Source organism: Craurococcus roseus (assembly GCF_039523795.1).
Lineage (GTDB): Bacteria > Pseudomonadota > Alphaproteobacteria > Acetobacterales > Acetobacteraceae > Craurococcus > Craurococcus roseus.
In genome coordinates this window covers 23,510-35,173 of record NZ_BAAAFZ010000004.1, presented here as the reverse complement: position 1 = coordinate 35,173, position 11,664 = coordinate 23,510, and the positions used below count along the sequence as shown (strand labels likewise).

The 11,664-nt window shown below is 74.1% G+C and carries 10 protein-coding genes and 1 pseudogene; 2 read left to right on the top strand and 9 right to left on the bottom strand.

Features of this window, described 5'->3' with window-relative positions; translation table 11 throughout:
* Positions 1–103 precede the first annotated feature (103 nt).
* The 8 genes and pseudogenes from ABD067_RS01120 to ABD067_RS01085 form a co-directional block, all read right to left on the bottom strand.
* Positions 104–1,795 carry a PqiB family protein gene (locus ABD067_RS01120; RefSeq protein ID WP_343893287.1) on the bottom strand — a complete coding sequence of 564 codons (1,692 nt, stop codon included), beginning with the start codon at positions 1,793–1,795 and terminating at the stop codon, positions 104–106.
* Positions 1,792–3,078, bottom strand: coding sequence for a paraquat-inducible protein A (locus tag ABD067_RS01115; protein ID WP_343893288.1), 1,287 nt, complete (start codon positions 3,076–3,078; stop codon positions 1,792–1,794). Before ABD067_RS01115 ends, ABD067_RS01120 begins: the two co-directional genes overlap by 4 nt.
* A 33-nt stretch (positions 3,079–3,111) precedes the next feature.
* Positions 3,112–3,945: a hypothetical protein gene (locus ABD067_RS01110; RefSeq protein WP_343893286.1), complete on the bottom strand. Its 834-nt coding sequence runs from the start codon at positions 3,943–3,945 to the stop codon at positions 3,112–3,114.
* Positions 3,946–4,737: 792 nt separating this feature from the next.
* The gene (locus tag ABD067_RS01105) at positions 4,738–5,400 is read right to left on the bottom strand and encodes a hypothetical protein (RefSeq protein ID WP_343893285.1); all 663 of its coding nucleotides are present in this window, start codon (positions 5,398–5,400) and stop codon (positions 4,738–4,740) included.
* Between the two features lie 215 nt (positions 5,401–5,615).
* Positions 5,616–6,203, bottom strand: coding sequence for a hypothetical protein (locus ABD067_RS01100; protein ID WP_343893284.1), 588 nt, complete (start codon positions 6,201–6,203; stop codon positions 5,616–5,618).
* A gap of 600 nt (positions 6,204–6,803) precedes the next feature.
* Positions 6,804–7,091, bottom strand: a pseudogene (gene dut, locus ABD067_RS01095) (dUTP diphosphatase); the annotation flags it as partial.
* On the bottom strand, positions 7,088–8,284 hold the full coding sequence (gene coaBC / locus ABD067_RS01090) for a bifunctional phosphopantothenoylcysteine decarboxylase/phosphopantothenate--cysteine ligase CoaBC (RefSeq protein ID WP_343893283.1): 1,197 nt from the start codon (positions 8,282–8,284) through the stop codon (positions 7,088–7,090). The pseudogene dut and the gene coaBC, both read right to left, overlap by 4 nt.
* A gap of 54 nt (positions 8,285–8,338) precedes the next feature.
* Positions 8,339–9,007 carry a hypothetical protein gene (locus ABD067_RS01085; RefSeq protein ID WP_343893282.1) on the bottom strand — a complete coding sequence of 223 codons (669 nt, stop codon included), beginning with the start codon at positions 9,005–9,007 and terminating at the stop codon, positions 8,339–8,341.
* A 130-nt stretch (positions 9,008–9,137) separates the two neighbouring features.
* Here ABD067_RS01085 and ABD067_RS01080 point away from each other — a divergent pair, with 130 nt between their 5' ends.
* Complete coding sequence (locus ABD067_RS01080; RefSeq protein WP_343893281.1) at positions 9,138–9,494, top strand: DUF952 domain-containing protein; 357 nt, start codon at positions 9,138–9,140, stop codon at positions 9,492–9,494.
* Here the strand turns inward: ABD067_RS01080 and ABD067_RS01075 are convergent.
* Positions 9,401–10,381, bottom strand: coding sequence for a DMT family transporter (locus tag ABD067_RS01075; protein ID WP_343893280.1), 981 nt, complete (start codon positions 10,379–10,381; stop codon positions 9,401–9,403). The genes ABD067_RS01080 and ABD067_RS01075 overlap by 94 nt on opposite strands.
* A 217-nt stretch (positions 10,382–10,598) precedes the next feature.
* On the opposite strand from ABD067_RS01075, the gene ABD067_RS01070 reads away from it, so the two are divergent.
* On the top strand, positions 10,599–11,657 hold the full coding sequence (locus ABD067_RS01070) for a quinone-dependent dihydroorotate dehydrogenase (RefSeq protein ID WP_343893279.1): 1,059 nt from the start codon (positions 10,599–10,601) through the stop codon (positions 11,655–11,657).
* Positions 11,658–11,664: the final 7 nt, after the last annotated feature.

The following is an 11,664-nucleotide window of genomic DNA, read 5'->3' as shown; positions in this document are numbered from 1 at the left end:
GGTGGCCGGGTTTTCAGTGGCGCCGCCGGAGGGGTTTGCACGGGCGCCTGACACAGGCCGAGGCCGCCGCCCAGCGTCGCCCGGCGCGGCAGGGGGGCGCCGTTCACCGCGCCAGCGCCCCGCCGCCGGCGCGGCCACGGATCAGCGCCTCCGGTTGGCGGCCGAGGAAATCGGCGAGCAGCCGGATCGACCTGGCCATGTCGGTCGCTTGGCCTAGCAAGCGCTCCGCTTGGCGGTTGACGTCGGAGTCCTTGCCGTAGCCGCGTTCGATGGAGGAGAGGGTCGCGTTGGCGCGGCCGATCGCGCGGTCCAGGTTGCCGGCGATGGCGGGAAGCTGGCCGAGCAGCGGCGCGACACCCCCGTCCGCCTTGCGGACGAGGTCCCGCGCCTCGCCGAGGGTCTCGGAAAGGGCGCCGACGGCGTCGCGCAGCTCGGGCCCGCCTGCCAAGCCGTTCACGGCGGCCAGCACGCCGTTCAGGTTGCGGCCGATCTCCTCCATCGGGAAGCGCTCGAGCTTGGCCGCGATGGCGCCGACGGCCGACACCACGTCGCCGCCGCCATCCAAGCTGGGCAGCACGATCTCCCCGCCTTCCTCGCGCACCTCGGCCGGCGGCGCGTCCGGCACGGCGTCGAGCGCCACCGCCATCTGCCCGGTCAGCGGGTTGCCGCCGCGGAGCTGGGCGCGCATGCCGCGGGCGGCCATGCGCTCCGCGAGGTCGCGCACCTCCCCTTGAGGCCGCCCGGCGGGGAAGGAGATGAGCGACGGCTCGACCGCGATGCGGACGGGCACGCGGAAGGTTTCGGCTCGGGCGTCGTACTCGAGCTGCACCCTCGTCACGCTCCCGATCCGCAGGCCGCGCAACTCCACCGGGGAACCGGCGGAAAGGCCCCGCACGGACCCGTCGAAGTAGACCAGGAAGTCCAGCCGGTCCGAAGACGTCGCGGCGTCGGCCGCGTCCCGGCTCTCGTACAAGGGGAACACCTCGCCTTCCGGTGCCGGCGGCTGGTCCCGCAGGGCCGGCGGGGTGTCGAAGGCCACGCCACCGGCCAGGATCGCGCGCAGGCTCGCCAGTTCGAGCTTCAGCCCGTCCGGCCCGAACGCGACGCCGACGCCGGACGCGTTCCAAAAGCGCGAGCCCTCGCGGACGTAACCTTCGTAAGGCGCCCGGACGAAGACGCGGAGCTTGACGCTGCCGTCGAGCCCGGGCGGGTCGAAGCCCAGCACCTCGCCGACCGCCACGTCGCGGAAGAACACGGGGGAGCCGCGGCCGAGCGACCCGAGCGCCTCGGCGCGCAGCGCGAACACCCGGCCCGGTTCGTCCGACCGGACGCCCGGCGGGTCGGCGAGCGCGGTGAAGTCGCGCCGCCCCCGGGCGGCGGGGTCGCCCGGGTCGAACTCGATGTACGCGCCCGACACGATCGTCTCCAGGCCCGAAACGCTCCCGGCGGCCAGGCGCGGGCGCACCACCCAGAAGCGCGCCCCGTCCGTCAGGCGGCCGCCGACCTGCTTGGCCATGCGGACGTCCGCCTGGACCTTCGAAAGGTCGTCGCTCAGCCGGATGCCCTCGACGGTCCCGACCTGGACGGCCTTGTAGCGCACGGGCGTTTGCCCGGCCGTGAGCCCGCCGGCGTCGTCCAGGGTGACGGTGACCAGCGGACCCCGGGACGCGTAGGTCGTGTAGAACAGGTAGGCCGCGAGCGCGGCGGCGGCGACGGGCACGAGCCAAACGAAGGAGAAGCGGCGCCCCCGGACCCGCGCCTCCTCCGCCTCGGCCGCTTCCGGGGTCCGGCTCATCGCCCGGCCCCTTCCGGAGGACCGGCCGGCCCTTCGGCCGCGTCCCACATCAGCCTGGGGTCGAACGCCTCCGCGGCGAGCATGGTGAGCACGACGACGGCCGCGAAGCACGCGGCGCCCACCTCGGACGAGATGCTGGCGAGCGCCCCGAAGCGCACCAGGGCGACCAGCACCGCCACGACGAAGACGTCGATCATGGACCAGCGGCCTATGGCCTCGATGAACCGGTAGAGGCGCGTGCGGGCGCGCAAGCCGCCTGCGTAGCGGCGCCGGACGCCGAGCAGCATCGCTGCCAGCCCGGCGAGCTTGAGCAGCGGCACCGCGACGCTGGCGAGGAACACGATGAGGGCCAGGGGCCAGAAGCCGGTTTCCACGAATTCCACGACCCCGCCCAGGATGGTGTGCGGCCCGCCCCGGCCGAAGCTGACGATCTCCATGACGGGGAACCAGTTCGCCGGGACGTAGAGGATGGCGGCGGCCAGGACCAGGGCCCAGCAACGCGCGGCGCTGTCGCGCTTGCGGCGGTGCAGCGCGTCACCACAACGCGGGCAGCGCTGGCCCGGTTCGGCCTCGCAGAGCAGGTGGCAGCAGCGGCAGCCCACGCGGCGCGATCCTGGCGCGGCGCCGGTTTCCGCGGCCTCGCCGGGCCCGGCCGGCTCCTTTTCCCGGGCCGCTTTCGTGCGGCCGCGCCGTTCCAGCGCTTCCCAAACGGCCTGCGGCGCGAAGGTGGCGTCGGCGGCCGCGAGCGCCAGCACGAGCAGCCCGAGCCCGTAGGCCGCCGGCCCGATCTCGACGGCGGCGAGGTCGACGAGCCGCGTGTAGGACACGAGCGCGCCGAAGAGGAACACCTCCGGCATGGCCCAGGGGCCGAGGCGCTCGTGCCAGCGGAAGAGGACGGGCAGCCGCGCCGGCGGCCGGCGGAGGCGGAGCCCGCACAGCACGGCGAGGCGCAGCAGGATGCGCAGCAGGGGCAGCGCGACGACGCACAGCGCGACGACGGCCGAGAGTGGCCAAAAGCCGTCCTGCGCGAAGCCGATCGCGCCCGTGCCGACGCGGCTGTCCCGGCCCTGGCCCAAGAGGGCGAGGCCCAGGAAGGGCGCGAGCACGGCGACGCCGTAGAGCGGCAGGCAGGCCAAGCCAAGCGCCAGGGCCGTGCCGAGCGGCCGCTCGCGCCCGCGCCTGAGCACCGCGTCGCAGCGCGGGCAGCAGACGTCCGCCCCCGGCCGGAACGGCGGCATCCGCAGCAGTTTCCCGCAGTCGTGGCATTCCCTGAAGCCCGGCACCGGGCGGGCCGCGGCCGTTCCGAGCCGGCGCACCTACGCCGGCTCGGCCGTGAGGGCGGAGCGCCACGCGGCATCCGCGAAACCCCACGGCCCGGCGCGCCACTCCCGATCGCCGACCCGGTCCGCAGGGCGGCCTTGGGCGTCGGGCGCGGCAGCTAGGACGCCGCCGGCGCGCGCGCGCCGGAACTCCTGCGCGACCGCCTCGCGGTACCCGGCCTCTACGGCCGCGCCGATCCGTTCGATACCGGCCGGGGTGGCGGCGCTGAAGGTCGGCGCAGGGGCGCGCTCCGAGGGGATGGCTTTGGTCCCGGCAACCATCGAGAGTCCGGGGGCACCCGCCTCAGCGGCGCTTCCGGGAAACGCGCCCGAAGGCAGCCATGAGCTGCTGGCCGCGCACGAGGCGCCGACAAGCAGGAACGCGCGGGGCGTGGGCTCCCGCACCGTCCGTCGCTTGGGCGCGCTCAAGCCCACGGCCACCGCGTCGGGAACAGCTCCCACCAGATCGCACCGCGCAGCCCGGACTCCGGCGCCAATCCGGCCGCCGCGAAGGCCATGGAGGCGTCGGGCACGCCGCCGCCGAACACCGTCCGCATGACCTGCCGCGATCCCGGCCTCATGCCTCCGCGGGCCGCCCCTGCCGGCCAGCCCGTGCACCAGGTCGGGCGTCGGCGGCAGGCCGGCGACCGTGGTGCGCACCACCACGCCCTCCTCGAGGTCGAAGCGCACCCGACCCCAGGGGAGCGCCAGCAGCGTGCACCAGTCCGGGTCGCCGCGTTCCTCCTCCGTGTCGGCGACCCGGCCGCGCAGCTTTGGCATCCAGCCGAGGCGGTAGATCTCGTCCCAGTAGGCCGGGTCCCCGCTGTCCACCTCCGGCAGATCGACGCGGAGACCGAGCGCCCGCGCGATGCGCGGGGGGGGGGTTGCCGAACAGCTTGATCTTCACGCCAAAGTCCGCGAACCGCGCGTCGTCCAGCATCATCGGATCCTCCCCCCTCCGGTGTGCCCGAGCGCGGCGTCTTGCGCCGGCCCAGGCGGCGCCTCGGCGGATGCGGAGGCCGGTCCCGCTTTGGGTGCCAGCCCATCGGCTTCGGCGGCCCGGGCGAAAGCCTCCGCCGCCGCAAGCGTCAAGCGCCCCGCGTCCAACTCGGCGCGAACCTCCTCCCACCGCCAGGCCTCCGGGGCGCGTCCCCCGCTGCCACGAACGCGGGCCCGGCGCCAGCCCCGCGACGAACCGCCAACCGGCCGGGGTGGCCATGCCCGCTTCCACGGCATCCCCGGCTTCCAGTCGCGTCAGCAACGTGCAGGCGGCAGCCAAGGCTTCGGCGCACCAAGGTGAAGTTTCGGCGCCTGGGGCAGACCCGCGACGCCTGGAGGCGCTGGTCGTGCGCCAGCGCGCCGTGCCGGCCCGATACATGGAGGAGGGAGGGCGACAGGCCGAGGCGCCGCGCCGCGGGCTGCACCGGCACCATGCCGTCGGCGCGCTCGACAACCCCGCGGGTTTGCAAGGGACCGGCGCTGGCGATCCCGTGCTCCATGTGCAACGCGGTGATCGGGCGCACGGGCGCGCCTGCGGCCGCCGCTGGAACGCCTTCGCCGGGCTCGGCATTCTCGCTCCGTTCGGGCGCGGATGGGTCGACAGCCGAGGCGTGCCCGAACGTTTTACGCGATAAACGCGATGATCATGGAGCAGCTCCGCACCACGCCGTCGCCGCCGGCATTGAAGGGCATCCAAAACCCAGGTCGCCCAGGCGCCATCGCCTCGGCGAGCGCCCGTTGCTGCTTGATCGCGCAGACGGCCGCTTGCGGCAACGGCCACCGCCGCGCTCGGCCCTGCGCGCTGGCCGACGGCTTGAAGGTGTTCCCGAGGAGCAGGTCGAGGTCCCAGACTTCGTCGAGGCATTCGCGCGCCAAGCCGGCCAGTCCACCGTCCCGAGGCGCCGCCGCCAGCGCGAGGACAACCATGTGCGCCGCTTGGAGCAAGAACACCAGAGCCCGGAGCGCGTACCCGCCTTGCGGCGGCCAAGCGGCGCAGACGGTGCTGGATGGGCCTTTGCCGCTGTTCACCCTGAATTTGAAGGCGTACCTGAAGGGCAGCTCTGGATCGAGTGTCGACCCCCGCCAGGCGTGGAGCCAATTCTTCCGGTCGGCTTCGATGTCCGCGGTGCGCTGGCCGCCGTCCGATCTGGACCGGAGGGCACGGAATTGCGTCCAGCAGGCGACCAGGTCAGGTCCCAGCACCTCCATGATCCAGACGGCGGCGTGCCCGACGGCCGAAGTGAGGTCGTCCGAGTACGGGCGCCCCTCCTCGCTCCCGAGGAGCACGGCCGCAACATCCGTCGCCGTCCGGCTGCACCTCCCAGCGAACCGCGTCCCGATCGGGTTTTGTCGCCCAGGGCCTCTTTTCCGGGGCCGGCCGCGCTGCGCTCGCGCCCGCTCGCTCGGCGTCGGGGACGCGCTTGTGCAAACTAGGCACCGGCATCCTCCAGGCACCTCCCCCAAGCCGCGGAGTGTTCGGCGATCAGCAGGTGGTCGGCCACTCAATCTAGGTACCGTTCGGTAGTCCTTTGCGAGACGTGGCCCAGCACCGGGCGGATGTAGATGTCGATGAGGCTCGTCGCGTGCTGGAAGATGATCGCCTCGGGGACGAGGTGGATGCTCCGTTCGATCAACGCCATCTCGTCCTTGATGAGGCGCATCACCGTCAGGCACGCGAAGGTGTGGCGGCCGATGTGCGGGCTGAAGCCCTTGAACGGCAGCGAGGCGTATTCGTGCCACGATTTGTAGAGTGCGGCCGGGGTGATTGGCTCCCCGGTGCGTTCCGATAGGAACAGTTCGGGCGGCGACGGCTCCCCGGGGTGGCGGAGGCGGAACGCCGCCAGCGCCTCCTTTCTCCGCAGGTCCTTGTAGTTAGTGAGTTCCCGGAGAAAGGTAACCGTGAAACGGAGCGTGCGGGGCTTCCCGCGACGCTTCGCGTCGCCGACGACGCGCCCCCCTTTGATTCCGAAGCGGGTCGTCATCCTCGCCGGCTTGCCCGGCTCCACCGTGTCCGGGTCCGGCAGCTGCGCCGCCCTCACCAACGCGGTCTCCTCAAGGCGCGTGCCGGTCTCGAGGATGTTGCGGCACATCAGCGCCTTCGTCTTGCCGCGCCGGGTTTCGACCTCGCTCAGCCAAGCGTGGAGTTCCGCGGCCGTAGGGAGGCGGAGGCGGCAAGGATGGACCCGGCGCCTGCCGATCCGGACTTCGGTTTCGACGTGCCCCCGGCCCGGTCGAGGCGTCGCGGAGCGGGAAGCTGCGCGGTGCGAACTCGGCGGCCACGTCGAACGGTCTCCTCAGGCCGCGGTCGCCCGCCCACACGAGGAATTCCACGGCGGTGTCGACCCGGCGGTTGATCGTGCTGTTCTCCAGCGCGGATCCGTCGGCGCTCCAGCGCCCGGTCCCCATGTCGGCGTCGTGCGTGTCGGGCAGTAAGGCGACCGTTCACGGCGGTTGGGGTGCCACGCGCCGGTCGCACGTTCCCTGAGGAACCGATTCGGCCCGTCGAGGTATCCAAGGCCGGCCGACAACAGGAACGGCACATGGCCGAACCTTTCGTACCCCGACGCCGCGAGGGCCGCACGATCCGGCTTGAAAAGGAACGCCATGCGTCATCGTCGTCCGCGGTCCACGCGGAGTGCTAGTCCCGTCAGGCGCGGTCAGCCAAAACCATTCTTTAATGGGGTCGGGTAACCGCGGAAGTCCTCGTCGATCGTGCCGGGGCTGTTGGGCAGGACGATGCGGTGGCGCAGCGCGAAGCCGGAGCGGGGGCGCACCTGCAACTCGTGCCCCGGCGGCAGGGCCAAGCGCAGCCCGGTGGGCACCAAGGCGCGGGCGCCGGGGGCGATGACAAGCGGCTCCGACACGGCGGCGAGGAGATCAATGCCCGCAGCGCCTTCGGTGGCGTAGGAGGGCAGCGGCACGCCATGGGCGTGCGGCAGGCGCACCACCTCAATCACGGCGACGGCGTCGTCGCTCACCGCGCCAGCGCCTCGGCGATGCGGGCGGCCAACCGGCGCGCGACCTCCTGCTTCGGCATCTCCGGCCAGCCCTCCACGCCCGTTTCCGTCACCAGATGCACCGTGTTCGCGGCGCCGCCCATCACGCCGCCGGACACGTCGTTGGCCACGATCCAGTCGCAGCCCTTGCGGGCGCGCTTGGCGACCGCGTGCTCGACCACGCGCTCCGTCTCGGCGGCGAAACCGACCACGAGGCGGGGGCGCCGCTCCGGGTGCCCTGCCACCGTCGCCAGGATGTCGGGGTTGAGCGCCATCTCCAGCACGGGCGCGGCGGCGCCAGGCTCCTTCTTCAGCTTCTGCCCGGCTTCGCGCGCGGTGCGCCAATCGGCGACGGCGGCGGCCATCACGGCCACGTCGGCGGGCAGGGCGGCCTCGCAGGCGGCGAGCATCTCGCGCGCGGTCTCGACGCGGCGCACCTCCACGCCCGGAGGGTCCGGCACCGAAACCGGGCCGGAGACGAGCGTGACGCGCGCGCCCGAGGCCGCCAGCGCCGCCGCGATGGCGTGGCCCTGCTTGCCGCTGCTGCGGTTGGCGATGTAGCGCACGGGGTCTATCGGCTCGTGCGTCGGGCCGGAGGTGACGAGGGCGTGGCGGCCGGAGAGCGGGCCGTCGCCCGCCGGCGCCAGCACGGCGCGGACGGCGTCCAGCAACTCGGCCGGTTCGACGAGGCGGCCAGGACCGCTCTCCGGCTCCGCCATGGCGCCCGTGGCGGGGCCGGCGACGCGCACGCCGCGCGCCGCCAGCGTCGCCATGTTGGAGCGCGTGGCGGGGTGCTCCCACATCGCCGGGTTCATCGCCGGCGCCACCAGCACCGGCGCGCGGGTGGCGAGCAGGACGGTGGTGGCGAGGTCGCTCGTCAGCCCCGCCGCCATGCGCGCCAGGATGTCGGCCGAGGCAGGCGCCACCACCGCCAAGTCGGCGGCGCGGGCGAGGCGGATGTGGCCGATCTCCGCCTCCGCCGCCCAAAGGTCGTCGTGGACGCGCTCGCCGGTGATGCCGGCCAGCGCCTCGCGCGTGACGAAGCGGGCGCCGCCGGCGGTCAGGACGGCCGTGACGGTGGCGCCCTCCTTGCGGAGCAGGCGCGTGAACTCCAGCGCCTTGTAGGCGGCGACGCTGCCCGAGACGACCAGCAGGATGCGCTTGCCCGTGAGCATGGGAACGACGCTAGCCGAGCGCGCGCGGGCTGTCGCCGGGTCCGCCTCCGCGCCTCAATCCGCCGCGAAGCAGTAGAACAGCCCGGCGCCGCCCGTGGCGCGCAGCGCGTCCATGCCGCAGCCGCGCGACGGGTGAGAGGCGTTCCAGGACCGCGAGGGGGCGTCGTCGCGCAATCCCTCGCGGTCGTGGTGCCCGACCATGGCCGAGCCCTCGCCGCCGCTGGTCCAGTTGGCGCAGGTGCGGTCCTCGGCGCCGGCGAAGGCGGTGCCGTCCGCCTGCGAGCCGGTGAGGATGTCGTGCGTGTTGGGCGACTGCCGGCGACCGTTCACCCCCTCACCCTTCTCCGTCAGCGCCGTTTGGAGGTTGAGGTTGTTCTCGCCGTGCAGGTGCTCCACGTCGCGCGCGACCACGTCGCCTCTGGCGTTGCGCCACGGCCCCCGGCCGATTCGGTCGCGCGCGTTCACCGGCGAGGCGCCGCCCGTGCTGAGGTAGGCCCGCCAGGTCCGGTTGCCGGCGCCCGCCGCGCGGGCGAGCGATTGGCAGTGCGCGTCCGCCCCGGCCAGCCCGCCGAGGTCGGCGCCTTTGCCGGGGTTGGCGCTGGTGACGAAGAAGCCCATCCCTTGCGCGCCGGCGGCCTGTTGCCCCTGCGCGCTCGCGTCCGCGCCGAATCCCAGAGCCAGCAGCGCCGCCGCCGCCAGCGCGGCCCCTGTCCGTCCCGCCATGTCGTTCCTCCCTCCGGGTTTCGGCCCGTTAGGGAAATCATCGGGTCGCGGCCGGACGGAAGCAAGGCGCGTCCGTGAGGATGGCGGCCGCGGCTTTCCCCGGCCGGATCGCGGCAGTATCCCCCGGGACATGGAGCCGTTGATCTACACCATGGTCCGCGCCGCCGGCTGGCGCGAGGCGGAGGCGTTGGGCGAGTACCGCGGCAGCGCGGACGACCGGAGGGACGGCTTCCTGCACTTCTCCACGGCCGCGCAACTCCGCGCCAGCGCCGCCAAGCACCGGGCGGGGGAGGCGGACCTGATCCTGGTCGAGGCGGACGCGGCGGCTCTCGGCCCGGCGCTGCGGTGGGAGCCGGCGGCGGGCGGCAAGCGCCCCGGCCTGTTCCCGCACCTCTACGGTGCCTTGCCGCTCTCGGCCGTGCGCTCCGCGGCGCCGCTGCCCTTGGGCGCGGACGGCAACCACCGCTTCCCGCCCGGTATCCCCTGACCGCCGACGCTGTCGCGCCACTCGCGCCGCGGGCGCTGCCGGGCCGCGCGCTCGCTCATCACGCAGGACAGCACCACCACGGCGGCGCCCGCCAGCATCGCCGGGTCCGGCCGGTGGCCCCAGATGGCGAGGTCCATCAGGAAGGAAACGGGCAGCGCCGCGAAGCCCCAGGGCCCGAGCCGCGCCGCGTCCGCGTGACGGAAGGCAGCGGCGGTCGCCGCCACCGCCGCGCCGGCGAACACCCCGTTGGCCGCCAGCATGGCGAGGTCGAGCGGCGGCGGCTCCACCCAGTCGCGCGCCGCCAGCGGGCCGTAGATCAGCAGGCCGAGGAGGCTCGGCCAGAACAGGATGCGCGCCGCGCCCGGCTCGCCGCGGAGGCCGCGGTTGACCGTTTGGGTGACGGCGAAGGCGAGGGTGCCGACCAGCACGGAAAGGTAGCCCAGCGCCTCGGCCTCGCCGCCGCCGCCGCCCAGGCGCGGCAGCACCGCCAGCACCACGCCGGCGAAGCCCAGCGCGCACCACCGCCAGGCGGCCGCCGGCACCCGTTCGCCCAGGACCAGGGCGGCCAAGGCCAGCGTCATGAAGGGCGAGGTGAAGAACACCAGGTAGCCCTCGGCCAGCGGCAGGCGCTGGAAAGCCAGGAAGAAGCAGGCCGCGGAGACCATCATGGAGGAGGCCCGCAGCAGGTGCGGGCCGGGCCGGGCCGTCGCCACGGGCCCGCCCGCGCCGCGCCACACCGCCCGCGCCGCCAGCAGCAGCGCCAGCAGCACAGCATAGCGGATGGAGACCACTTGGCCGAGCCCGTACTCGCCGGACAACAGCTTGCTGTTCGCGTCCAACAAGGCGAACAGCACGACGCCCGCCAGGAGGAGGGCCGGACCGCGCATGGACGTCTCCTCCGGAAAAGGCGGGGCAGGTGGCGGGAGCCCGGCGACGCCGGCCCGCGGCGAGGGTCCGGGCCGTGGCCGGACGGTTCACCGCGCGCCGACGGTCGGTCTTGCTGGTTTCGGCTCGCGCGAGGGGGTGTGGCGGCACGGACGGGGGCCGGTCAACCGTGGTGGGGGCGCTTCCCAGGGATCGGCGCCTGCGGCACACAGCGCCGCCATGACGCCCGGCCTCGCTTCCGCCCTGATGCCCCTGCTGCGCGGGATGGACGCCGAAGCCGCGCACGGCTTGGCGCTGCGCGCGCTCAACTTCGGGCTGGCCGGGCGGAACGCCGCGACGGACGATCCCGTGCTGGCGACGGACGCCTTCGGCCTCTCCTTCCGCAACCCGATCGGCTTGGCGGCCGGCTTCGACAAGGACGCGGCGGCGGTGCTGCCCCTGTTGCGGCTCGGCTTCGGCTTCGTGGAAGCCGGCACGGTCACGCCGCTGCCCCAGCCCGGGAACCCGCGCCCGCGGTTGTTCCGGCTGCCCGAGGACCGGGCGGTGATCAACCGCATGGGCTTCAACAACGGCGGGCTCGACGCCTTCCGGGCGCGGCTCGCGGCGCTGCCCCGGCCGCTGCCGGGCATTGTCGGCGCGAACATCGGCGTCAACAAGGAGGGCGCGGTGCCGGAGCGGGACTACCCCGCGCTTTACGCCGCGTTGGCCCCCTTGGCGGACTACATCGTGGTCAACGTGTCCTCGCCGAACACGCCGGGGCTCCGCGACCTGCAAGGCGAGGAAAGGCTGGGCGCGATCCTGGACGCGATCGGCCGGGCGCGCGCCGGCCTGGAACGCGCCCCGCCGCTGCTGGTGAAACTGGCGCCCGACCTCGCCAACGCGGCGCTGGAGCCGCTCGTCGAAACCTGCGCCGCGCGGGGCGTTTCGGGCCTCGTGCTGACCAACACCACCATCGGACGGCCGGAGGGCCTGCGCGGGCGGCACCGGAGCGAAGCGGGCGGGCTTTCGGGGGCGCCGCTGCGCGACCGCGCCACGGAGGTGCTGCGGCGCTGCTTCCGCCTGGCGCGCGGACGGCTGGCTTTGATCGGGGCGGGCGGCGTTTCCTCGGGCGAGGACGCATTGGCGAAGATTCGCGCCGGCGCGTCGCTGGTGCAGCTCTACACCGGCTTCGCGCTGTCCGGCCCGGCGCTGGTGCCGCGCATCAAGCGCGAACTGGCGGCGGCGCTACGCCGCGAAGGATTCGCCTCCGTCGCCGGCGCGGTCGGCACCGGGGCCTGAGAAGGGA